General features: G+C 65.9%; 23 protein-coding genes. 15 read left to right on the top strand and 8 right to left on the bottom strand.

The window, feature by feature from the left end; all coding sequences use genetic code 11:
- Positions 1-284: 284 nt before the first annotated feature.
- Positions 285-1,898, top strand: a complete 1,614-nt coding sequence (locus ACFPOB_RS22570; RefSeq protein WP_377800631.1) for an MASE4 domain-containing protein — start codon at positions 285-287, stop codon at positions 1,896-1,898.
- A 95-nt stretch (positions 1,899-1,993) separates the two neighbouring features.
- Here the strand turns inward: ACFPOB_RS22570 and ACFPOB_RS22565 are convergent, their stop codons facing one another.
- Positions 1,994-3,385 (bottom strand): patatin-like phospholipase family protein, encoded by a 1,392-nt coding sequence (locus tag ACFPOB_RS22565; protein ID WP_377800630.1) that lies wholly within the window; start codon positions 3,383-3,385, stop codon positions 1,994-1,996.
- Positions 3,386-3,868: 483 nt separating this feature from the next.
- On the opposite strand from ACFPOB_RS22565, the gene ACFPOB_RS22560 reads away from it, so the two are divergent.
- The 8 genes from ACFPOB_RS22560 (at position 3,869) to ACFPOB_RS22525 (ending at position 12,018) form a co-directional block, all read left to right on the top strand.
- Entirely contained in the window at positions 3,869-4,156 is a 288-nt protein-coding gene (locus tag ACFPOB_RS22560) for a hypothetical protein (protein ID WP_377800629.1), read from the top strand.
- Between the two features lie 189 nt (positions 4,157-4,345).
- Complete coding sequence (locus ACFPOB_RS22555) at positions 4,346-5,560, top strand: macrolide family glycosyltransferase (protein WP_377800628.1); 1,215 nt, start codon at positions 4,346-4,348, stop codon at positions 5,558-5,560.
- A gap of 3 nt (positions 5,561-5,563) precedes the next feature.
- Positions 5,564-6,076, top strand: a complete 513-nt coding sequence (locus tag ACFPOB_RS22550) for a hypothetical protein (RefSeq protein ID WP_377800627.1) — start codon at positions 5,564-5,566, stop codon at positions 6,074-6,076.
- The gene (locus ACFPOB_RS22545) at positions 6,073-7,050 is read left to right on the top strand and encodes a hypothetical protein (protein ID WP_377800626.1); all 978 of its coding nucleotides are present in this window, start codon (positions 6,073-6,075) and stop codon (positions 7,048-7,050) included. The genes ACFPOB_RS22550 and ACFPOB_RS22545 overlap by 4 nt, the downstream gene beginning before the upstream one ends.
- Before the next feature lie 237 nt (positions 7,051-7,287).
- Complete coding sequence (locus tag ACFPOB_RS22540; protein ID WP_377800625.1) at positions 7,288-7,515, top strand: hypothetical protein; 228 nt, start codon at positions 7,288-7,290, stop codon at positions 7,513-7,515.
- 16 nt (positions 7,516-7,531) lie between these two features.
- A complete protein-coding gene (locus ACFPOB_RS22535; RefSeq protein WP_377800624.1) occupies positions 7,532-8,284 on the top strand; it encodes a hypothetical protein in 753 nt (250 codons plus the stop codon).
- A 248-nt stretch (positions 8,285-8,532) separates the two neighbouring features.
- On the top strand, positions 8,533-9,534 hold the full coding sequence (locus tag ACFPOB_RS22530) for an AAA family ATPase (protein ID WP_377800623.1): 1,002 nt from the start codon (positions 8,533-8,535) through the stop codon (positions 9,532-9,534).
- A gap of 3 nt (positions 9,535-9,537) precedes the next feature.
- Positions 9,538-12,018: a S8 family peptidase gene (locus tag ACFPOB_RS22525; RefSeq protein WP_377800622.1), complete on the top strand. Its 2,481-nt coding sequence runs from the start codon at positions 9,538-9,540 to the stop codon at positions 12,016-12,018.
- Between the two features lie 77 nt (positions 12,019-12,095).
- Here the strand turns inward: ACFPOB_RS22525 and ACFPOB_RS22520 are convergent, their stop codons facing one another.
- The 7 genes from ACFPOB_RS22520 to ACFPOB_RS22490 all read right to left on the bottom strand — a co-directional run bounded on the left by ACFPOB_RS22520 (position 12,096) and on the right by ACFPOB_RS22490 (position 17,578).
- Positions 12,096-12,230, bottom strand: a complete 135-nt coding sequence (locus ACFPOB_RS22520; protein WP_377800621.1) for a transcription termination/antitermination NusG family protein — start codon at positions 12,228-12,230, stop codon at positions 12,096-12,098.
- A 132-nt stretch (positions 12,231-12,362) separates the two neighbouring features.
- Positions 12,363-12,617, bottom strand: a complete 255-nt coding sequence (locus ACFPOB_RS22515) for a DUF2171 domain-containing protein (protein ID WP_377800620.1) — start codon at positions 12,615-12,617, stop codon at positions 12,363-12,365.
- A 212-nt stretch (positions 12,618-12,829) separates the two neighbouring features.
- A complete protein-coding gene (locus tag ACFPOB_RS22510) occupies positions 12,830-13,591 on the bottom strand; it encodes an HpcH/HpaI aldolase family protein (protein ID WP_377800619.1) in 762 nt (253 codons plus the stop codon).
- 123 nt (positions 13,592-13,714) lie between these two features.
- Positions 13,715-14,497, bottom strand: coding sequence for a fumarylacetoacetate hydrolase family protein (locus ACFPOB_RS22505; protein ID WP_377800618.1), 783 nt, complete (start codon positions 14,495-14,497; stop codon positions 13,715-13,717).
- Between the two features lie 94 nt (positions 14,498-14,591).
- Positions 14,592-16,097, bottom strand: coding sequence for a 2-hydroxymuconic semialdehyde dehydrogenase (locus ACFPOB_RS22500; protein WP_377800617.1), 1,506 nt, complete (start codon positions 16,095-16,097; stop codon positions 14,592-14,594).
- Positions 16,098-16,127: 30 nt separating this feature from the next.
- Entirely contained in the window at positions 16,128-16,868 is a 741-nt protein-coding gene (locus ACFPOB_RS22495) for an SDR family NAD(P)-dependent oxidoreductase (protein ID WP_377800616.1), read from the bottom strand.
- Positions 16,865-17,578: a GntR family transcriptional regulator gene (locus ACFPOB_RS22490; protein ID WP_377800615.1), complete on the bottom strand. Its 714-nt coding sequence runs from the start codon at positions 17,576-17,578 to the stop codon at positions 16,865-16,867. Before ACFPOB_RS22490 ends, ACFPOB_RS22495 begins: the two co-directional genes overlap by 4 nt.
- Before the next feature lie 242 nt (positions 17,579-17,820).
- On the opposite strand from ACFPOB_RS22490, the gene ACFPOB_RS22485 reads away from it, so the two are divergent.
- The 6 genes from ACFPOB_RS22485 to ACFPOB_RS22460 are packed head-to-tail and all read left to right on the top strand — an operon-like array spanning position 17,821 to position 23,297.
- Entirely contained in the window at positions 17,821-19,023 is a 1,203-nt protein-coding gene (locus ACFPOB_RS22485; RefSeq protein WP_377800614.1) for an ABC transporter substrate-binding protein, read from the top strand.
- Between the two features lie 21 nt (positions 19,024-19,044).
- The gene (locus ACFPOB_RS22480) at positions 19,045-19,914 is read left to right on the top strand and encodes a branched-chain amino acid ABC transporter permease (protein WP_126115890.1); all 870 of its coding nucleotides are present in this window, start codon (positions 19,045-19,047) and stop codon (positions 19,912-19,914) included.
- Positions 19,911-20,930 (top strand): branched-chain amino acid ABC transporter permease, encoded by a 1,020-nt coding sequence (locus ACFPOB_RS22475; protein WP_377800613.1) that lies wholly within the window; start codon positions 19,911-19,913, stop codon positions 20,928-20,930. The genes ACFPOB_RS22480 and ACFPOB_RS22475 overlap by 4 nt, the downstream gene beginning before the upstream one ends.
- Complete coding sequence (locus ACFPOB_RS22470) at positions 20,927-21,697, top strand: ABC transporter ATP-binding protein (protein ID WP_377800612.1); 771 nt, start codon at positions 20,927-20,929, stop codon at positions 21,695-21,697. The genes ACFPOB_RS22475 and ACFPOB_RS22470 overlap by 4 nt, the downstream gene beginning before the upstream one ends.
- Complete coding sequence (locus ACFPOB_RS22465) at positions 21,697-22,443, top strand: ABC transporter ATP-binding protein (RefSeq protein WP_377800611.1); 747 nt, start codon at positions 21,697-21,699, stop codon at positions 22,441-22,443. The genes ACFPOB_RS22470 and ACFPOB_RS22465 overlap by 1 nt, the downstream gene beginning before the upstream one ends.
- Positions 22,440-23,297 carry a VOC family protein gene (locus tag ACFPOB_RS22460; protein WP_377800610.1) on the top strand — a complete coding sequence of 286 codons (858 nt, stop codon included), beginning with the start codon at positions 22,440-22,442 and terminating at the stop codon, positions 23,295-23,297. Before ACFPOB_RS22465 ends, ACFPOB_RS22460 begins: the two co-directional genes overlap by 4 nt.
- Positions 23,298-23,315 lie beyond the last annotated feature (18 nt).

Raw genomic sequence — 23,315 nt, 5'->3', positions numbered from 1 at the left:
GGATAGCGCCCGCTGCCGAAGAGCGGCGGCGAATGTCGGTTCGCGCCGGCACCTTGGGTGAGCGCCTCCCGGGCGTCTGACAACGCCGAGTCCTTCGGTGCCTCCCTTCCTCCCAACCAGAGTAAAACGCCGCGGAAAGCTGCAACCCAAAGCCATCCGGTTTTTGGGACTCGGGCGGCTGGGGCTGGCGGCCTGCAGGTCGGCGATCTATCCTCACGCGGCGGCTGTCGGTGGTTACCGGTACGCCACGTCTCGGGTCGTCTTGCCAGCAGGGTACCAGGACAGTGGCTCAGCCCCAGACACCGCTGATCTCGAGTGTGCCACCGAGCAGGACGGAGAGGCGCGCGGCATTCGTCACCGCTGCGTTGCTTCTGGTCGTGTTCTTGTCGGTGCTGCCGTTCGCCAATGTTCGCCTCGAACGGCTTGATGTCTTCCTTCCGATCGTGGCGACCATCCTGTTTCTAACCGATTTGATCTCCGCGACGTTCCTTTATGCGCATTTTGCCATATTACGGACCTGGCCGCTTCGATTGCTCGCGGGCGGCTATCTATTCTGCGCACTCATCATCATTCCATATGCTCTCACCTTCCCGGGAGCATTTGCGCCGAACGGTCTGTTCAACGCCGGCCTGCAAACCTCACCATGGCTGTTCACCGTCTGGCACATGGCCTTGCCGACGACCATCATCGTGTACGCGATCGCCTGGCATTTTACGCCGCAGCGAGTGGTACGTGGCTCCGTTGCGACGGCCATTACTGCTGACGTCTGCATCGTGGCAGCCGCGGTGTGCGTCATAACCTGGTTTCTCACCGCACATGAGAACGTGGTGCCACGGTTGATCGTTACGGAAACCGACCCGGCAGTATTTGTGACATTCGTCTCCGCCTTCATGATGATGGTCGCCATAGCCGCATTGTTGTTCATTTGGTTCTCGCAGCGTTCAGTGCTTGACCTGTCGCTGCTGATCGTTGCGCTGGCCTGGCTCTTCTCGTCGATCCTCGTGAATCTCGTCGACACTCGCTTTGACGTCGCCTGGTATTCGAACCGCGTTTTCGCGGTCGTGTCGGACAGCCTGGTTCTGCTCGTCCTGCTTGCCGAGTCGACGATGCTCTACGCAGGACTGGCCTTGTCGGCGCTGGCGCGCCAGAGCGAGCGCGACAGCCGGCTGATTTCAATGAACGTTGTGTCCGCGGCGATGGCACATGAGATCAGGCAGCCGCTGACTGCGATTGCCTCCAATGCCGGAGCCGGGTTGAACTGGATCAACAAGGTCCCACCCGATCTCGGCAGGGCCCGGCGAGCATATGAACGTATCATTTCCGATATCGACAGAGTCAACGAAGTCATTCAATCGATACGAGATATATTTTCCGGGAGCGAAAGACCAAAAACGCCGATAAATACAAACCAGATCATCAGGGAGACCGTTGCTCTCACCCGGGAAGAAACGGAGAGCAGAAAGATCGCGATTGAACTGGATCTGAACGAGACGATTCCAACGGTGCTGGGTCACCAAGGGCAGCTTCGCCAGGTTTTGCTGAATCTTGTCGGTAATGCGATCGAGGCCATGCGGCATACGAACGGTCGCTCGCGACTGCTGCGGATCAAGTCGGAACCGGATGAGCGCGGTGGTATAGCGGTCTTCGTGGAGGACAATGGGACCGGGATCGCCCCGGAGAACACCGAGCGGATATTCGACGTATTCTTCACGACCAGGTCTGATGGAATGGGTGTCGGCTTGGCCGTCTGCCGATCGATCGTCGAAGCGCATGGCGGCACGCTATCCGTAGCACGGACCGGCAACGAGGGATCCGTTTTCCGGATCACGCTGCCGCAATCGCAGCACCTGGAGACCGAGGCCTCTCCAACGCGAGTTCGAACGCAGGACGTGCGATGAGAAACACGTTGTTATCGGGGGCTCAATTCGCCGGCAATCAGCCAATGACGACGCGTTGAATTGCGCCTCGCTCGGGCGCTGTAAAGGGTCCGCCGCTATTCGCTCGGATTGACCTGCGCGGCCAACGCAGCCGTCAGCGGAGGATCGGCGCCCCAATTGCCCGCTCGCCCGACCCCGCGTCCGACTTCGAACAATCGTTGCATGTAGTCGCGGTCGAATTCCGACTTCGCGACCGCCGTAAATCCGGCGGGGATGGCGACGAAGCGCAGTTGCGCGTGAGCTGCCGTGGCGTGGCCCTTGATGCGGGTCAGATCCGAGATCGCCTGATATTTGACGATCGTCTCGATCGCTCTGCGCGCGATGGCGATCGTCGTTTCCTTGGTTGTCGCATATTGCGGGGCCAACCGGCCGTTGCGGATGAGGAAAATGCGTCGCGAGCGGATATGCCCGAAATGGCGCCGTTCGAACTCGCCGAGACGGATCTCGGGCGGCGCGAAGAACAGCTGCGCGATGGTGCCGCCATCGACATGGAGTTCCTGGCGGCGGTCGCCACCGGCCTCGACTTCGATCCGAACCGGCGGGAAGACGGCGGGAATCGCGGCAGAGGCCAGGAGGATATCGATGATGAGCTTGCGACGCTCGGGGCGCCCGCTCGCCGCGATCGCCGAGAGATCCCAGATCACCGGGCGCTGTGCATCGATATTCGTGGTCTGGACCAGGAGCCGGCGCCCGCGGCGGTATTGGGCGGCGATCTCGTCGATCATCCGGTCCGTCAGGTAGCGGCCAATCAAGGCGCGCAACGGCGTGTTGTCGCTCAGGCTGCTCCCGGCGAGCCCGAACAGGCCCCGGCTCGTATAGATGTCGCCGTCGCCGTAGAGCGTATAGACCTGCCGCAGTTCCTCGTCGTAGCGGGAGCCGAGGAATGCGAACGGCGCCGCGAGCGCGCCGGTGCTGACGCCGGTGACCACCTCGAACTGCGGGCGGCCGCCCTTCTCGCTCCACCCGACGAGGACGCCGGCCGCATAGGCGCCATCGGCGCCACCGCCCGAGATGGCCAGGAAATCGGCCTTCTTCAGAGCTTCGGCGGGGCGCCGTCCCGATCCGACCGCGGCTTTTGTCTGACGGTATTGGACGTCGAGGAGCGCGCGCATCTCAGGCGTGGTACGGTCGCCCCAGACGCGAGCGAGCTCGACATGCTCGATCCGCGCGGCAGCAGCGAGATCGACCGGCACCGCAGCGCGATCCTCGACGGCAACGCAACCGGCTGCCAGGGCCGCCGACAGCATCGCGATGCCGATCGCTGTTCGGCGACCGCCCATGGCCGGTGGACGCAGATGTCGCGGCACGCCCCGCAACTCCGGCTGCCCGCGCGGAGCAGGATCGGCAAAGTGAGGCAGGATACCGGCGGCGATATCGGGGCGCTCCGGCTCCTGGGCCGGCTCCCGTCCGACCGGCGCCGTCCCGGGACTCTTCAACTTTTCATCCATCCCGGGAGCTCCCTGCCAAGCGATCGATCCGTCACGGATATCCTGGCGGAAGCAGCGGGCAGCGAAACGATACCGGGGTCGAGCCCGCACTATCGAAAGGTCGAAACCTCCTTATCCTAAGCCTCGGCGTGAAGAGCACTGGTTCCGCAGTTCTGCCGAATGCCTATCCCTGGCGATGGCACCGGAGCGATGGCCCGGAGAGGGCACCGCGCGCTGCGCGAAAGCGCTCGAGCGACCTCGAACGCGCGAAGCAGCTCTCGAACACGTAAGCGGGACAGCTGGCGGTCATTGCAGTCCCCAAGAGCCGATTGCCTATCCAACGGTCCATAGCGGCATCACCAGGTGCAGCTACTCAGTATCCTTGTGGGTGATTGAGAACTCCCCCGTCCCGTCACCACAATCCCGACAAGAGCCCACGACTGCGAAACTTGCGTGCGGCATCCGCCATTGATCGCGATGGCTCTGCAAATTGGAGTTGCTGCAATGCGTTCCGTCACGCGCCTTCTTGGATTGTCGGTCTTCCTACTGTCGCCGGGAGAGGCGGCTGAAGCGGCCGAGAGCGGACAGGTAGTTTCTCAAGCTCCGCGGCTGGGCGATATCGTTCCTGCCTCTGTGCGGGTGATCGGCGTCGACGGAGAGAGATTCCCGCGTCCCTATGGGCTGTTGATCATCGACGGTCGCATCATCATCCTGGTGGAAGCAAGCAGCCGCAAGGTCGTCGAGGTCACTTCGGACGCGCCGCTTCCCGCTCCTGCCACCCCAACACGGTGACCAGGCCAACAGCCCCAGATAACTTGCACTGCAGTATGTATTACCTCTCACTCGGCTCAATCGATTGCAATTGGCCTGTTTGCATGAGCTCTTGATCTGACCAGAGCCATCAGCGGTAGCCGATCAAACCGGCTGGTTGCGCGGCCTCCTTTCGACACGGGCCGCCGGCCCGGCATCTGGAGACCGTCGATGGGCACCGTCTCGTTCCTCAACATCGGGATGCACGGATATATCAATCCGACGCTTCCGGTCGTGGCAGAACTCGTCCGGCGCGGTCACACCGTGACTTACCACACCTTCCCCGCCTTCGCGGCCCCGATCGCTGCCGCCGGCGCGAAGGTGTGTCTCTATGCCCAAGGCAACCTGCCGCTGCCGGATCCGCCGATCCCCCTCGTGATGCTGGAATGGCTCGCGCGGTCCGCTCTTGCCGTGCTGCCCGGCGTACTCTCGGATCTCCGCGGGACCCGGCCCGACCTGATCGTGCACGGGGCGGCCTGTCCATGGGGGGCGGTGGCCGCGCGCGAGCTCGCCGTGCCGGCAGCCGCCACCTTCACTACCTTCGCCTTCAATGGACAGGTGCCCAGCCCCACCGGCATCTCCCGCGCGCTGCTGGCCGCGGCCGCCGCACATCCTCGCAGCGGCTGGGGCTACGCCCGCGCGCGCTGGGAACTGCACCGTGAGTACGACACCGGCGCACTGCCTCTGCTCGACCTGATGAACGCGCACGCAGCGCTGAACCTGGTCTTCACCTCCGGCGCGTTCCAGCCCGGCGCCGACGTGTTCGATCCTTCCTACCGGTTCGTCGGGGCAAGCGTCGGGTCCCGCCCGCACGATCCGGAGTTCGACACCGCCGGGCTGGAGGCCCCTGTGCTGTACGCGTCGCTGGGCACGGTGTTCGATGGCGGCCCCGCGCTGCTGCGGACCTTCGCGACCGCGTTGGCGCCGCTGGGCGGCACCGTCGTCGTCTCGACCGGGCAAACCGAACCGGCAGATCTCGGCCCGCTGCCGCCAAATGTGCTGGCCCGCCGATCCGTGCCGCAGCTCCAGGTGCTGGACCGGGCGGCGCTCTTCGTGACGCATGGCGGCATGAATAGCGTCAACGAGGCGATGCGGGCCGGGGTGCCGACGCTGGTCGTGCCGCAGGGCGCGGACCAGCCGCTGGTGGCGCGACGGGTCGTCGAACTCGGCGCCGGCCTCTCGCTGCGCACGGAAGACGCGACTGCCGAAACGGTCCATGCGCTCGCCCGAAGATTGCTGGACGAGCCGCGCTTCCGCGAGGCGGCTGCCGCCCAGCGCACGGCGCAACAGGAGGCCGGCGGCGCCCGGCGCGCCGCGGACGAGCTCGAGCGCTACCTCGACGATGCGCGCGCAGGCGCTGCGACCGCGCGGGCACGGGAGCGCTGAGCCATGTCGACGACCGTCCTCGTCCTGCTGGTCCTCGCCGGGCTGTCCGAGAGCGCCGGGCGGGTGCTGCCGCTGGTGGCGCGCCGGCCGAAGCTGTCGCCGCCGCTCGTGGCCGGGCTGATGGCGACCGGCACCGTCGTCGAGGGCACGATGATCGCGCTGTGGCCCCTCGCCGCCTGGACCGTCGCCGAGCTGGTGCAGCCGGTCGTAGCACCTGAAGCGGCCCCGCTGCCGGACTCGTCGGGACTGGCCTGGACACCCGCCCTCATCGCCCCGCTGCTCCTGGCCGCCATCCTCGCCTTTCCGCTGCTCGGCCCATTGCTGCACATCCTGCTCGTGGCCGCAGTCGGGGCCGGGCTGGCCGGCCCGTTGTCCGCGGCCTCGGGGCTGGGCTGGTGGAGCGCGGCCGGGTGCATCGCCGCGGCGGGGCTCGGGCTCACCGCCACGGTCGAGCTGGTTCGGCGGCTGATCGCCCGGATCATCGCCGGGCCACGGGAAAGGGAGGCGATCCTGTGAACGAGATCTTCCTCATCGCCCTCCTGGCGCTCGGCCCGTTCCTGCTCGCCGAGGGCCTGCTCGCCCGCTACGAGCTGATGCTCTACACCATCAGCCGGCGCACACCCGCCGCCGCGCTGCCGCCGGAGGTGCCCTACGCCAGGGGGGCCGATCCGGGGCGACCGCCGGACGCCTACCTGGTCTACCTGGACGGCATCGGCAAGCGCCGCTTCACCGATACGCGCGACGGCGGCCAGCTCGTCAGGGCGGTCATCGCCGGAGCACCGGAGCTGCGCGTGCTGGGCCAGGTCCAGCCCTACTCGCCTCTGGCGGAGCCGCTCGCGGGGCGTCCGGTGTGGGACTGGCTCCGGCGGCACGCCGGCATCACGCTGTTCCTGCACAACGTCATGCAAACCTTCGTCGCCGCCGATCGCCGGTACCGGCCGCTATACAACCGGGCCGTCGGCGCCCAGATCGCCGACCAGCTCCGGCGCGCGGGCTACGAGCCCGGCAGCGGCATACCGCTCGTCCTGCTGAGCTATAGCGGCGGCGCCCAGGTGGCCACCGGAGCGGTCGAGGAACTCTTCGAGCAGCTCCGCGCTCCGCTCTGGCTGATCACGCTCGGCGGCTTCCACAACGGCGCCAACGACCTCACGCATGCGCTCCACCTGTATCGGCTCACCAGCGCGAACGACTGGATCGAGCGGGTTGGCGCCCGGCTCTTCCCCCAGCGCTGGCGCCTGTGGCGACGCAGCGCCTGGAACCGGGCTCTCGCCTCCGGGAAGATCACGGCGCACGCGCTCGATCCGGCAACCCATGTCGGCCCGCAGAGCTACATCAGCGCGACCGCACGGCTCGCCGACGGGCGCAGCCATCTCGACCGCACCACAGAGACCGTGATCGAGATCATCCGGCATGACTGCAGGACGAGGATACCGTCTAAGCGAGGCGCGTCCGCTCACGCTCATAGGCTTGCGAGGAAACGGTCGGTTTGATTTCCGCCTATGCCGTTTCAAGGGCCGCCTGCGCGCGCGCCAAGTCAACCGGATCGCTCAACGACGAGAATGGCATGATCTGCAAGCTTTTGGCCAAATTCGGCGCTGATGCAAACTCGCGGGCGCCGCGGAAGTCCGCGGCGCCCGCAATGCGTCAGTAGTCCATACCGCCGGCTGGCGATCTCGTCGGCGATTCACTCCTACTGTCTTATCGGATAGCGAAGGCGGACGCGTGTTATGACCAAAGCTGCGAGCGAGCGGGCCATCCGCAGCCTGTGCCATGAATGGGAGCGCGAGACAGGAGCCATGCGAGAGCCGGCCGCGCATCCCCAATTCTGGGATTTCAAGCGTTGGTTGCAAGAGAAAGGCTATGCTCATTACCTAGACTTTCGGTCTATTGGGGGTGCCGATATGGCCGCCGAGCAATGGTTCGACGAGGAATTGAAGCAGACTTGGCGCAACTGAAACGTAAGGCAGGGGGATGCCAGAACTGACGGCGCGTACGATGCGCTCTTGGACCACGGGCGGGCTGGTCCTGCTGGTCTATCTGATGGGTGTAGGCATCGGCGTCTGCACGTGGACCATAGCGACCACGAAGACGCTCTTCGACTGGCAGACGCTTATTGGCGCGCTGACCGCGCTGCTGGCGGCGTTCATCGGTGCAGTATTTATCCATCGGCAGATTCGTACCGCTTGGCTCATCGAGGAGGACAAGCGTGTCCGCAAGCTCCTGGCAGCGCGTAGCGTGTTGCCGGTCGCGCTGTCCGCTTTGACGGATTACGCGATCGAGTGCGGCAAACGCTTGAGGCGCCTGCTGACCCACACCGGCTCGCCTCCGAGCGCTAACCTGCTTCGCTTCCCACCGCTTCCGACCGAGCTTATCCCGCTCTTCAAGGAAATCGTCGAGAATGCGCCGGCGGAGCACACCGTGAGCTTCCGGGCAGTGGTATCCGAGCTTCAGGTGCTCAACGCCAATCTCAGCGGACTACGACGGCCCTCTGATCTCGCGCCACTCAATCTGTCTTCCTATGCGGCTCGATGTGCTTATCTGCATGCCTTGTCGGACATGCTGTTTCCCTATGCTCGTTTCGAGCACGACCACCCTGCTCGTACGCCGGGCCTGAAGGAACTGGAGAAGGCGTTGCTGTTCTTCGGCTTCCACAAGGAGCATCCGGACGCCGAGCCGGCCTACAGGCTAGTGGCCCGGCGGGTCGAGAAGCTGGCATCACGGTGAGGCTCCATGCCGCAGGGTCAGGAACCGTCCCATGGCAGGTGACTTGTATTGTCTGGAGCGATCACGATTGGAATGCAGTGGCGATCTATGTTCTTGATTTGTTCTCATCTAAAGGCTATTTTTACTGCGATCTGGCAAGGCGCGAGCAGGTGAGCTGCGCCTGCTGATTCGATTGTGTGGATAGCAAAACGAGACCGCATAGGCCTGCAAAGCCTGAGGGGATATAAGCGCAAGAAGAGAGAGTTTCAGTGACCAACACAAAGCAAATCCTGGCCCTGCTTCGTAGCCGTGCCGAAGGCGATGATGACGCCTTCTATTCGATTGCTTTGCAGGTCGCTGCCTCCGAAGCGCGTCAAGGTCACAAGACCACTGCTGAGGAAATGCGCGCCGAGATCGAGCGCGCACGCGCACGTCGGCCCCGTGGCCCATCCATCCCCATCGCGTTCAATCAGCCCAGGGGCAATCTCGAAGGTCTGATCGAGGTCCGCGAACCGCGGTTCCGAATGAAGGACGTCGTGCTCGCGCCGAAACTGGTCGAGCGCATCGCCGATGTGGTGCTGCAGCAGCGCAAGCGCGAATGGTTGCGCGAGCATGGACGCGTTCCAGGGCGCAGGCTCCTGTTCGTGGGCCCGCCCGGTTCCGGCAAGACGATGTCGGCCGAGGCGCTCGCCGGCGAATTACATCTGCCACTGTATGTCATTCGCCTCGAAGGGCTCATCACGCGGTTCATGGGTGACACTGCCGCAAAGCTACGCCTCGTGTTCGATGAATCCGCCAAACGACGTGGTGTCTATCTGTTCGACGAATTCGACGCTGTCGGCGGGCACCGGACTGCGCCGAACGATGTCGCAGAGATGCGTCGTGTTCTCAATTCCTTCCTGCAGTTCATGGAAGAAGAGAGCGCAACGGACAGTTTGATTGTCTGCGCGACCAACCATCCCGAGCTGCTCGATCGCGCCTTGCTGCGCCGGTACGATCAGGTCCTCGAATTCGCCGCGCCGTCGCGCGAACAGATACGCGAGATCGTCACCAACCATCTGCGGCCGATGAAGGCTGCGCGGATAGCATGGACGAAGGTGGCCGAGGCCGCCCAGCATCTCAGCCAGTCGGAGATCGTCCGTGCGACCGACGATGCCGTAAAATCGGCCATCTTGGCAGAGCGTAAAGCGATTTCGACCGATGATCTAGTCAAACGCCTGACGGAGCGGCAGGATATGCGTGTGAGCTTTTCCGAAAGGCGAATCACCTAACGTATGGCGTCCCGTTTCACCCTTCCTCATATCGACATTACGAGGTTCCGGTCCTCTGGCGAGTACACGGGGCAAGGGAGCGGGGGATCAAGCGCCGTTCGCATCCGCGAAGAGCACGGCGCAAAGCTGCTGCACGAACTTGATGCCGCGTTCGCTGCGGCAGATGCATCCCGCCAGACCGATCCGAGGCTGCCCGATCCAACGGGCAGTTATATCGAGGTGGAGCTGCGACGGGGAGCGGACCCTTATCAGCTGGAGCGCAAGACCGAGGGCATCAGCCCGCGCGCGGTGAAGGAGCATGCCGGCGGCCGATCGGTCGCACTGTTCGTACCGGATCACGCGCGTATCGCGCTTCAACAGATCCTTGAAGATTACCGGGCGGGTCCACTGACCGCTGCGGGCAAACCACGCCGCGAGACCATGGTCGGGCCCATCGAGGCCTTCCGGCGCGCACGGCTCGAGGTGCTGTGGACGGATGACCTCGCGGCGCTGCCGACCGACCCCCAGCATCAGATGTGGTGGTCCATCTGGACGTTCCGCGAGACGGAAGCCGAGCTCGAGGCGCGATGCCAGTCGTTGGGTTTGCGCACGGCGGGTGCGGACCGGCGCTTGTATTTTCCGGAAGCGGCCGTTGTCCCCGTGCTGGCAACACGCGCAGCGATCGAGCTGCTGATGTTCGCGACCGGCGTCATCGTGGAACTGAGGCGCGCCTCCGACAATCCTGTGTTCTTCATCGAGGATGAGCGCGACACGCAGCACGCATGGAGCGACGATCTCGCCGAGCGCATTGAATGGCCGGGCGCGGACGTCCCTGTGGTCTGCCTGCTCGATACGGGCGTCAATCGCGCACATGCGTTGCTGGAGCCTGCGGTCGCACCGGCGGACATGCACAGCTACGAGCCGGATTGGGGCACGGACGATCATGCTGGGCATGGCACGTCGATGGCCGGCATTGCACTGCATGGGGACCTGGTGGCCCCGCTTGCCGATACCGAACCGCGCCGGCTGGCGCATCGGCTGGAATCGGTGAAGATCCTGCCGCCGAAGCTGAACGACCCCAACTCGCCGAGTGCGTATGGTGCGATCACCCAGGCTGCGGTGGCGTTGCCGGCGATCGAGCAGAGCGAGCGACAGCGCATCTTCTGTATGGCCGTCACCAACGGCGACGTGCCCGGCGCTCGTCCGACGACCTGGAGCGCTGCGATCGACCAGATCGCAGCGGGTACGATGCCGGGCGACGAGGAAGGCGCACCGCGCCGCCTGTTCGTGATATCGACCGGCAATTCTGATCCAGTGATGCGGCTTGCCGAGTGGCCGGGACCGGACGCCTATCCGGTCGAAGACCCTGCGCAGGCCTGGAATGCGCTGACGATCGGCGGATACACTGACGCCATCCATGTGTCCGACCCCGGCTACGAGGACTGGACGCCGTTGTCCGGGGCGGGTGAACTCAGCCCGCACAGCCGGACCAGCACGGGTTGGGGTGCCGGCCGGTCGCCGTTCAAACCTGAACTGGTAATGGAAGCCGGTAACCGGGCGGTCTGCCCTGCAAGGCGCGATCTACTGACGCTCGATTCCTTGCGATTGCTAAGCACCGGGCATGAGGTCGATCGCGTGCCGCTCGTCGCATTCGACGGCACTAGTGCAGCGGCGGCGCAGGCGGCAAGGATGGCAGCTCGTATCTCGGCCGAGCATCCCGATTATTGGCCGGAGTTGATACGCGCGTTGATGGTTCATAGCGCGGAATACACTGAGCCGATGCAGGCCGCCTTCGCGGCGCATCCGCAGTTGCGAGACCGCTACGGATTGGCCCGGCAGTTCGGCTATGGCGTGCCTGATCACGATCGCGCTGCCGCGTCCGCGCGCGACCAGCTGGCATTGATCGCGCAGTCGGAGATCCAGCCCTTTCGATTGAAGGGCAGTCGCCAATTCAATGAGTGCCATTATTACCAGCTGCCCATGCCCAACGCGGTACTGGAATCGCTTGGCAACGAGTTCGTCGACCTGAAGGTCACGCTATCTTACTTCGTCGATCCCAGCCCGGGTGTCTCTGCAAATGTCGACCCGCAGCGTTACCAGTCGTTCGGTCTGCGTTTTGACCTGCGGCGCAAGGGCGAAGGCGTCGGTGCGTTCCGCCAGCGGGTGAACCCATCCGAACGCGAGGACCCGCGAAAAGGCCCGCCTGCGCATCCAGACGATAACCGTTGGCTGCTTGGCCCGGACAGCATGTCTGCTGGGTCACTTCATTGCGACTCGTGGAGCGGCCCTGCGGTCGATCTGCTGGGACGCGATATGCTGTGCATCCGACCTGTGGTTGGCTGGTGGCGCGAGCGTTCGAGCCCGACCATCGTCAATCGCCAGTCACGTTATGCGCTGGTGGTCACATTGAAGGCGCGGCGCACGGACATCGACCTGTACACGCCGATCTCGACGCTGGTGACGCCGTCGGTCGAGACGCCGATCGACCCCTTTGCAGGGCTATAGCGGCGCGCGCCCCCACTTGCATGCCGATGCAGCATCTCGCCGCAACAATGCGCGTATTCTTCTCTTGAAGCGAATATCTAGACCGGATGGCGAATGCGCACGGTCTTCATGGGCAGGTAGGAGTGGAAGCCGCGAGAAGCCATCACCTGAGCGCAAAGCCGCTCCTGATTGGACTTCGTATCGATGACATACCAGGCGAGATTTTCGTTCATCTGGCACCGCAGCAGGGAGGCGCCCACGAGCGTCGGCTGTCAACGGCGCAGCCGATCCGTGTCTCGGAAACTGCGACCGGTTAGGACGCGATCACGCCGGGAGCGCGCAAATCTGGGATGGGGCCGGAACCATCAGAGGTCGACCGGCTTGCCCGATGCCTCCTCCTCCAGCGTCACGGCGATGCCGGCATTGGCGGAGAGGCGCACCTTGTTGCCTTCGACGCCAGCGACGAAGCCGAGGTCGATATAGTGGTGATGGCCCTCATGCCGGCCGTAGGAGTCGCTCTTCTTCAGCTTGATGCGCTCCCCTTCGACGCGATCCACCGTCCCGACATGGACGCCGTCGGCGCCGATGATCTCCATGCCTTCCTCGACCTTGGCGTTCATGCTGACGTCCTCCTGGGTTGAGATCTGCCGAATGCACGACCGCGAACGGCGGCTGTCGCTTCGGCGTGCCGAAACCTAACCGCCGGCGCCCATGTCGGTTCCAGCCCGTCCCTGCCAGCCGATTTGGGGCGGCTTACCCTCGAGGCTCAGTGCCCCTTCGCCACGAAGACCGCCACTTTCGAACTACCACGAATCTCGCGCGAGACGATGTTCTAGCGGAACGTTTTCGCCAATGCGTCGGCGTGCCTGGTCAGCAGGCCGAGATCGGAGCCGACCGCAACGAAACGGTAGCCCCATTCGATGTAGCGGCGCGCATCGGCCTCGGACGGCGTCAGGATGCCAGCCGGCTTGCCGACGGCCGTCAGCCGCTCGACCGCGCCCTTGATCGCGGCCTGCACCTCGGGATGGCCGGGATTGCCGATATGGCCGAGCGAGGCCGAGAGATCGGCCGGGCCGATGAAGACGCCGTCGACGCCGTCGACCGAGGCAATCGCCTCGATCTCCGCCAGCGCTTCGCCGGTCTCGACCTGGACGAGGACGCAGATCTCGGCATCGGCGTGCTTGAGATAGTCGGGGACGCGGCCATAGCGGCTGCCGCGCCCGCTGACGGTGATGCCGCGGATGCCGGCCGGCGGATAGCGACAGGCGGCGACGGCCTTGGCCGCCTCCTCCGCGTTCTGCACGAAGGGCACCAGCACGGCCTGCGTGCCGATGTCGAGCAGGCGCTTCAGCAGCACCGGATCGTTCCAGGCCGGGCGCACGATCGGCGTCGCCGTGCCGGCCTGCAGCGCCTGGAGCTGGGCGAGAACCGCCGGCGGCTCGTTGGGCGAATGCTCGGTGTCGACCAGGATCCAGTCGAAGCCGCTCTGGCCGATGATCTCGGCGACGATCGGGCTGCACAGGCTGCTCCATAGCCCGATCTGCAATTCGCCGCGAGCGAGCGCGGCCTTGAAGGCGTTGCGGGGCAGATCCATCGACGGCTCCTCCGAGCATGTTCCGCAAAAGTGGGGACCACTTTTGCGACGAGAACATGCTCAACTTGTTGAGTTGGCGCGAATTCTTTCCGTTCCGCCGAAGTCGGCTGAACGGAAAGCGCGCTAGACGAACTGCACGGAGACGCTACCGAGCGGCCCGAAATCGGCGTGCAGCGTATCGCCCTTAGCCGCCCAGACCGGCCGTGTGAAGGAGCCGGAAAGCATCAGGTCGCCCGGCTGCAGGGTGATGTCGAAGGGCGCGAGCTTGTTGGCGAGCCAGGCGATCGCCATGGCCGGGTGACCCAGCACGCCTGCGGCGAGACCGGTCTCCTCGATCTCGGCGTTGCGATAGAAGATCGCGCCGACCCAGCGCAGGTCGACATCCTCAGGCCGGACCGGGCGGCCGCCCAGCACGATGCCGGCGGCGGCGCCGTTGTCGGCGACCGTGTCGAAGATCTTGCGCGGCTCGGTGACGCGCGCATCGATGATCTCGATCGAAGGCACGACATATTCGGTCGCCCTGAGCACGTCGATCAGTCCGATGCCGGGCCCCTTCAGCGGTTCCTTCAGGATGAAGGTCAGCTCCGGCTCGACGCGCGGCACGCAGAAATTCTCGAACTTCACCTTGGCGCCGTCATTGAGCAGGAGGTCGTCGAAGAGATAGCCATAGTCGGGCTCGTCGATCTTCGAGGAGGCCTGCATCGCCTTCGAGGTTAGGCCGATCTTGTGGCCGATGATGCGGGCGCCGGACTTGACCCGCTCCTGCGCCACAGCCGAGGAGATCGCATAGGAATCGGCGATCTCGATCTCCGGGAACATCTGCGAGGGCCGCTCGCCCTGCTTCTTGGTGCGGTGGCTCTCGAGCAAAGAGCGCACCACCTGCGCGCGCTGGGCTTCGGTCAGCATGGACGTTTCCTATGGTTTACGGCGCTGAGCGCATTTGTGGAGCCGGCGGTCGCAAGCGGCGACCGCCGGGTGTCATTGAGAAAGCGAGGAGGTCTCAGAGCTTGACGCAGACGTTGCGCAGCTCGGTGTAGAACTCCATCGAGTGCACACCGCCCTCGCGGCCGATGCCGGACTGCTTCGAGCCGCCGAAGGGCGTGCGCAGGTCGCGCAGGAACCAGGAGTTCACCCAGGCGATGCCGACCTCGACCTGCGCCGCGACGCGATGGGCCCGTGTCAGGTTCTGCGTCCAGATCGAGGTGGCGAGGCCGTAGGGGCTGTCGTTCGCCAGCGCGATCACGGCATCCTCCTCGTCGAAGGGCACGATGTTGCAGCAGGGCCCGAAGATCTCCTCCCGCATCACCGCCGAATCCTCGGCAAGGCCCGTCCAGATCGTCGGCTCGACGAAGGAGCCGGTGGAGTACGGCGCCGCCAGCTCTGGGATGCCTCCGCCGGTGACGATCTCAGCCCCCTCGGCCTTCGCCTTGGCGTAATAGGACAGCACCTTGTCGCGATGAGCCTGGCTGATCAGCGGGCCGAGCGTGGTCGAGGCATCGAACGGATCGCCAGGCTTCAGCTTCTCGGCAGCCTGCTTCAGCCTTTGCGTGAACTCGGCGAACATCGACCGCTCGACATAGACGCGCTCGGTGCCAAGGCAGACCTGGCCGCAATTGGCGAAGACGGCGCGGGTCACGCCTTCGATCGCCTTGTCCATGTCGCAATCGGCGAAGACCAGCGATGCGTTCTTGCCGCCGAGCTCGAGCGAGACCGGACGGACGCCCCTAGACGCCGCCCGCATGATCGCCTCGCCGGTGCGGGTCTCGCCGGTGAAGGTGATGCCGTCGACGTCGGGGTGGCTGGTCAGGTATTCGCCGGCGCTGTCCTGGCCGAAGCCGTGCACGACATTGTAGACGCCGGGCGGCACACCGGCCTCGTTCATGATCTCGCCGAGCATGGTCGCCGTGGTCGGCGTCTCCTCCGAAGGCTTGACCACGACGGTGTTGCCGCAGGCGAGCGCCGGCGCGACCTTCCAGGTCATCAGCAAGAGCGGCAGATTCCACGGGCAGACCACGGCGATGACGCCGCGCGGCCCACGGATCGCATAGTTCAGTGCCCCTGCCCCGTCAGGCGTCGCCATGCGGAAGGTCTCGGTCGAAAGCGTCAGCACCTGGTCGGCGAAGACGTTGAAGTTCGCGGCGCCGCGCGGAATGTCGATATGCGAGGCGAGACTCCGGGGCTTGCCGGTGTCGAGCACCTCGGCGGCGAGGAAATCGTCGAAGCGGGCCATGATCCCGTCGGCGACCTTGCGCAGGATGGCCGAGCGCTGCTGCTCGCTCATCTTGCCCCACGGCCCCTTCAGCGCGCGCTTGGCCGCCTTGACCGCATCGTCGATCGCAGCCGAGTCGGCCTCCGGCACGAGGTTGATCACTTCGCCGGTCGCCGGATGGCGATTCTCGAAGCTGCTGCGGCCGGCCGGCACGAAGCGCCCGTCGATGAAATGCGACAGGCGGGCGGTCTCGGCACTGACGGCAGCGCCCTGGTAGCGCGGAACGGCGCTGTTCATCGTCTCACTCCCGGTTTGTTGTCGTTGTCGTCATGGGCGCATCATCGCGCCGCCGTTCACGTCGAGGATGGCGCCCGAGACGAAGCTCGCGGCCGGTGAACAAAGAAAGGCGATCGGCCAGGCGATCTCCTCCGGCCGGGCGGCCCGGCCGAGCGGATGCCTCGCCAACGCCGCCGAGAGATCGTGGACGCCGACCATGGCCGTGTCGGTGATCCCTGGCGCGACACCGTTGACCAGCACGCCCTGCCCGCCGAAGCGGGCGGCAAGCCAGCGCACCAGCGTGTGCAGGCCGCCCTTGGAGGCCGCGTAATGCGGGCCGACGCCCGGGAAGGAGCCGCCGGTCGCCGCGACGATCGAGCCGACGAGGACGACCCGGCCGCCGCCGCGCGCCGCCATGGCGGGCACGAGCTCGCGTGCCAGCCGCATCGGCGCCATCAGATTGAGCGACAGGGTCGTCTCGGCGATCTCTTCCCAGCCATCGGCATCCCAGTCGACCGGGCGGTAGATGCCGGCGCCGAGCACCGCGGCGTCGATGGGGCCGGCCAGTTCGGACAGTCGCCGTGGCGCCTCGCCGTCGAGCAGGTCGACGATGATCTCGCGTGGCGAGCCCGCCTTCTCGCCGAGCCCCGCGATGGTCGCAGCGCAGGAGACACGGTCGGTGAGAACGAGTTTCGCGCCCAGGCCCGCCAGCACTTGCGCCGTCACCGCACCGATGCCGCCGGCCGCGCCGGTGACCAGAATGGTCTTCCCGCTTAGATCGAAACCGCTCACGCCTTGTCTCCGGGAGCATCGTCGTCCTGCGCCAGCGCGGCCATCGCCTTGCGGACCTCTTCGGCCGTGCGAGAAAGATGCAGTTCGGTCATCCGGCAGGCGCGCAGCGCATTGCGCTGCATCGTCGCGTCGTAGATGGCGCGATGCTCGTCATGGACGTTGCGCCAGCCGCGCGAGACGTTGAGCGAGACACGGCGATAGCGCTCCGACTGCTGGTAGAGCAGGGCGCGCAGCTTGATCAGCATCGGCGAGCCGGCGGCCGAGACCAGAGCGGCGTGGAAGGCGCGGTTGCGCGCTTCCCAGATCTCGAGCTGCTCCGGGGGCAAGGGCTCTCTGGTATGCGGCAGATGCTCCTCAACCGCCGCCAGCGCCTCGAACGCTGCCGTGACGTCGCGCTCCCAATCTGCATCGCCATTGCGGATCGCAGCGTTCAGCGCCTCGGTCTCGATGAGGGCACGGACGCGGGAGACGTCGTCGAGCTCGTCGAGCGAGAGCGGCGCCACCCAGAAGCCGCGCTGCCCTTCCGAGACGACGAGCAGGTCGCCCATCAAACGGGCAAGCGCCTCGCGCAGCGGCGACATGCCGACGGCGTAGTCCAGCGCCAGCCCTTCGAGCTTCAGCTTGCTGCCGGCGGCGAGGCGGCCATTGACGATGTCGCCGCGCAATTGGCGGTAGGTCCGGTCGGCCAGGGTCTTGTCGGAAGAGGTCATCCCGAGGCACGCGGCTTCCATGGTTGATGGCCCTCTGTATCATTAAATTTCGAAATTACAATCCTGATTGAAGCATCAAGCTCGGCTAGATGTCGGCAATTGCGAGGTGTTTGTGGGTCGCTATGGCGATTGATGCTCGCCGCATCGCAAAAATATCGAAATAAGATTGACAACCTCATATCGACCTTGTTGGATGCCGGGCAATCGGGCGGCGCCAAGACCGCCCCGTTGGAGGACGTCCGATGACCGAGCTCTTTCCTCTCTCCCGCCGCAGCTTCCTCGCGACCGCCGGCGCCACCGCTCTCACCGGCGCTATCGGCGCACCCGCTTTGGCGCAGGGCGCCAACAAGCCGCTGAAGATCGGTATGGTGACCTCGCTGTCGGGGCCGTTCACGGCGCTCGGCGAGAGCATGCGCGCCGGCATGCAGATGTTCCTGGCGGAGAATGGCGGCAAGCTCGCCGGTCGCGCCGTCGAACTGATCGTCGAGGACGATCAGGCCAAGCCGGACGAAGGCGTGCGCAAATTCCGCAAGCTCCTCGGGCAGGACAATGTCGATATCGTCTCGGGCGTGATCTCGTCGGCCGTGGCGCTCGCCGTCCGCGACGTGGTGACCGAGGCCAAGGCGCTGACCTTCATCTCGGCCGGCTCGGCCAACGATCTCGCCCGCAAGGCGGCGAGCCCCTTCGTCTTCCGGCCGACCAAGACCAACTGGATGCTCGGCCATACCGCCGGCCAGTGGGCCTTCGAGAAGCTCGGCAAATCCGGCTGCCTGACCATCGCCGCCGACTACGCCGCAGGTCGCGAATCCGTCGGCGATTTCGTCGCGAGCTACCAGCGGCAGGGCGGCAAGGTCGGCAAGCAGCTCTGGGCGCCGCTCGGCACCACCGATTTCGGGCCGCTGCTGACGACGATCGCCGCCGAGAAGCCCGAATTCATCTTCTCCTTCTTCGCCGGCTCGGACGCGGTGCGCTTCCTGCGTCAGATGCGCGAGTACCGCCTGCACGGCAAGGTCAAGCTGATCGGCAGCGGCGCGCTGTTCGATCAGGAGGACGTGGTCTCCGCCGTCAAAGAAGCGGCGCTGGGCGGGCTCAATACCTGCAACCAGTCGCCGACGGCACCGAGCTCGGCCGCCTTCACCAGGGCCTATCAGGCCGCCCGCAACGCGATGCCCGGCGAGATGGGCACGGCCGGCTACGTCACCGGCCAGGTGATCAAGGCCGCGATCGAGCGCGTCCAGGGCGATCTTTCCAACAAGGACAAGGTCAAGGAGGCCCTGCTGGCCAAGGAAGTCGAGACAGTGTTCGGACCGATGCCGTTCGATCCGCGCAACAACCAGGCGATCCTCGACATCTACGTCAACGAGATCAAGGAAGGCGCTGGCGGCCCGGTCAACCAGGTAATCCACACCTATAAGGGCGTGCGCGATCCGGGCCCGGTGGCCTAAGGTCTACGAAGGAGCTTTTCCGTGGGCTTCTACGCCGTCCAGAGCCTGAACGCGCTGTCGTTCTCGATGCTCTTGCTGCTGACCGGCCTCGGCCTGTCGGTGGTGCTCAACCTGATGAATTTCGTCAACCTGACCCACGGCTCCTTCTTCCTGCTCGGCGCCTATGTCGGCGTCTACTGGCTGGCTTCGGGCGCGCCCTGGTGGCTCGCCTTTCCGGTCGCCTTTGTAGCCGCCGGCCTTGCCGGCTTCCTGCTGGAACGCTTCCCGTTCCGGCAGTTCTACGCCCGAACCCATCTGATGCAGGTGCTCTTGACCTACGGCCTGTCGGTGATCTTCGCCGACCTGATGCGCTGGGGTTTTGGCGCGCAGATCCTCTCGGCGGAAATCCCGGAGGCGCTGCGCGGCGTCGTCTTCATCATGGACATGCCGTTCCCGATCTACCGGCTGTTCATCATCGGCTTCGGCGCGGCGCTGGCCTTCGCGCTCTGGTTCGTGATCGACCGCACGATCTGGGGCGCGGTGGTCAGGGCCTGCGTCACCGATCGCGGCTTCGTCGAGACGCTCGGCCTCGACACGCGCCGGATCTTCACGGCGGTGCTGGTGATCTCGGCAGGGCTGGGCGGCATTTCCGGCGCGCTCGGCGCCGGCATCCTCTCCGCCTATCCCGGCCTCGACGAGGAGGTGCTGATCCTGGCGCTGATCGTCGTCGTCGCCGGCGGGCTCGGCACCTTCCGCGGCACCGTGCTGAGCGCGCTGCTGCTCGGCTTCGCCATGACCTTCTCCAAGGTCTGGGTGCCGGAATTCTCCAATGTCGTCGCCCTCGCCATCATGGCCGCGCTGCTGGTCGCGCTGCCCGAAGGCCTGGTCGCCAGGAAGGTGAGGCAGGTATGAGCTCGATCGCCGACGGGACCGGCCGCGTGGAGGCGCGCCCCGCCAGTGAGCGGCGCAGCCTGCCGATAGCGGCAAGGGGCGCGCTGCTCGCGCTTGCCGCCGCAGTCCCCCTGCTCTTCGCCGGCGACTACCAGCTGCGCTTCCTCGCCGAGATCCTGATCATCGGCACCGCCGTGCTCAGCCTCGACCTCCTGGTCGGCTTCGGCGGGCTGGTCTCGCTCGGCCATGCCATCTTCTTCGGCGGCGCGGCCTATGCCGCCGCGATCGCCGCGCAGACGCTCGGCGCCGATGTCGTGGTGATGCTCTCCGTCGGCATCGCCACCGGCATGGCGGCGGCGCTGCTGATGGGCGTCGTGGTGATGCGCACCATCGCCCTGTTCTTCCTGATCCTCAGCCTGATCGTCGGCCAGATCGTCTGGGAGGTTGTGTTCCACTGGCGCGAGGTCACCGGCGGCGCCGACGGCCTGCGCGGCTTCCCGGTGCTGACCCTGCACACCGGCTTCGCCACCATCCCGCTCAACAATGGCATCGCGCTTTATCTCGCCGCGCTGGTGCTGGCACTCGCCGCTTATCTTGCCGCCCGCTCCTTCGTCGATGCGCCGATCGGCCGGGCCCTGCTCGGCACCCGCGAGCGCCAGCTCCGGATGAGCGCGCTCGGTTATTCGATCCCGCGCATCCGCCTGATGGCGCTGCTCGCCTCCGGCGCCATCGCCGGCGCGGCCGGCGCGCTCTATCCCTTCGTCAACCAGTATGTCGGCCCCAATGCCGTGCATTGGACGATGTCGGCGATGATGATCATCATGCTGGTGATCGGCGGCGTCGGCTCGCTCTATGGCGCCTTCATCGGCGCGGCGATCTATCTCGGCATCCAGACCTATGTCTCGTCCTACACCGATCGCTGGCAGCTCGTCGTCGGCCTAGTCTTCGTGCTGACCGTGATGATCATGCCGAAGGGCGTCGTCGCCGGGCTGAAGGCCGCCTTTGGACGGCGCAAGGCTGCGGAGGGCCGCTCATGAGCGCGAACGCCATTCCCGCCCTCGCGATCGAGGGCGTCGCCAAATCCTTTGGCGGGCTGAAAGTGCTGAGCGATGTCTCGGTCACGCTCGGCCAGGGCGAATGCCTCGGCCTGATCGGCCCCAACGGCGCCGGCAAGACGACTTTGTTCAACATCGTCACCGGCTTCCTGATCCCGGACCATGGCCGCGTCGCCTTCGCCGGCGAGGACATCACCCGGGCAAAGCCGGATGTGCGCGTCCGCGCCGGGCTGGTACGCACCTTCCAGAAGAGCATGGCCTTCCCGGAGCTCAGCGTCCGCGAGAACCTCGCTCTCGCCGCACGCTCGCGGACGAGCGAAGGCTATGGCTGGTTCGGCAGCCGCAAGGCCGTCGCGGCAGCGGACGAGGCCGCCGATGAGCTGCTGACGCGCGCCCAATTGCGCGATCGCGCGGAACTGCCGGTCGCAGGCCTGTCCTATGGCGAGCAGCGCATCGTCGACGTGCTGGTCTCGCTGGCGATGCGCCCGCGCGTGCTCCTGCTCGACGAGCCCACCGCCGGCCTGTCGCGCGCCGAGGGGGAGCATCTGATCGAGGTCGTGCGCACGCTCGGCGAGGACCTCTCGACCATTCTGATCGCGCATGATCTCGATATCGTCTTCGGCGTCTGCGACCGCGTCGCCGTGCTCGATCTCGGCCGGTTGATCGCCTGCGACACGCCGGAGGCGATCAAGGCACATGAGGGCGCGCAGGCCGCCTATCTCGGCGCCTCGCTCGGGGAGGCCGCATGATGTCCGTGCAAGCACAGGAACAGGCGGCTCCCGCCAGCTATATCGAGGTCGCCGGGCTCGATGCCGGCTATGACGGCGTGCGCGTCCTGCACGGCGTCGACTTCTCGCTGGCGCAGGGCGAGGCCGTGGCGCTGCTCGGCCGCAACGGCGCCGGCAAGAGCACGCTCTGCTCGGCCCTGTTCGGGCTGGAGCCGCAGATCTCCGGCCGCATCGCGATCAAGGGCCAGGAGGTCGCCGGCTGGCCGGGGCATCGCATCGCCCGGCTTGGCGTCGCGCTGGTGCCGCAGGGGCGCGGCGTCTACGCCAACCTCACCGTCGACGAGAACCTGACCATGGCGGCGCTGTGGTCGCGCAAGCAGCCGAGCCGGCGCTGGGTCAAGGAGCGCATCTACGAGGACTTCCCGCGCCTCGCCGAGCGCCGCAGCTTCTCCAGCGGTGCGCTCAGCGGCGGCGAGCGGCAATTGCTGGCGATCGCGCGGGCATTGCTGACGCAGGCCGACCTGATCGTGCTCGACGAGCCCAGCGAGGGCCTCTCGCCACGGGCGATCGAAGAGGTCATCATCGGCACGGTCGGGCGCTTGCGTGGTGAGGGCTATACCTTGCTGATCGCCGAGCAGAACCTCGCCATGGCGCTGACGCTGGCCGAACGGGCGCTGGTCCTCGACCATGGCCGCGTCGTCTTCGACGGGTCGTCGGCGACCCTGCTGGCCGACAAGGACTTCCAGAAAGAGCATCTCGGGCTATGAGCGACGCGATCACCATCGAGCAACTGCGCTATGTCCGGCTCGGCACCGCGGATCTGAAAGGCGCGGCCGACTTCGCCTCGCGCATCCTCGGCCTGCAACTGGTCGACCGCACCGAGACATCAGCCTATTTCCGCTCCGACTACCGCGACCACACGCTGGTCTATGTCGAGGGGCTCGACGCCGGCCAGGCGATCGGCTTCGAGCTGCGCGATCCCGAGGCGCTGGCCCATGCCGAAAAGCTGCTGCAGGGCGCCGGCTTCGCCACCACGCGTGGCGATGCCGAGGCCTGCGCCATCAGAAAAGTCCGGCAGTTTGTCTCCTTCAGGATGGCTGGAGGCTACGACATCGAGCTTGTGGTCAGGCCGCTGGAGTCCGGCTGGCGCTATCACGGCCCGCGCGATGCCGGCATCACCGGGCTGGAAGCCATCGCCTTGCGCGGCGTACTCGACGCTTCCGACCAGCAGGTCTGGACCAGACTGCTCGGCGGCAAGGTCAGCGACTGGGTCGGCGAAGCCGCCTATATCCGCTTCGACGAGGCGCACCATCGCATCGCCGTGCATCCCTCCCAGGAGAAGGGCATCCTCTCCGTCGAGTTCGGCGTGGAGGACGTCGATCTCGTCATGCAGAACGCCTATCATCTGCGTGGCGCGCAGGCGCGCATCATGGATGGCCCCGGCCGCCGCACCGCCTCGCAGCAGCTCTTCCTCAGCGTCGCCGGCCCCGACGGCGTCAACTTCTCCTATGTCGCCGAAGGAGAGCGCCTCGCCTCTCCCCGCCGTGCCCGGCAGTTCCCACGCAAGCGCGAATCCTTCTGCGCCTGGGGCAGCGACACCCAGATTCCCGAATATCAGTGAAGCGTCTTCGCCGGCTTT

Source organism: Allobosea eneae (genome assembly GCF_042657265.1).
Lineage (GTDB): Bacteria > Pseudomonadota > Alphaproteobacteria > Rhizobiales > Beijerinckiaceae > Allobosea > Allobosea eneae.
Note: the sequence above shows the minus strand (reverse complement) of the source record. Positions and strands in the feature narration are given on the sequence as shown.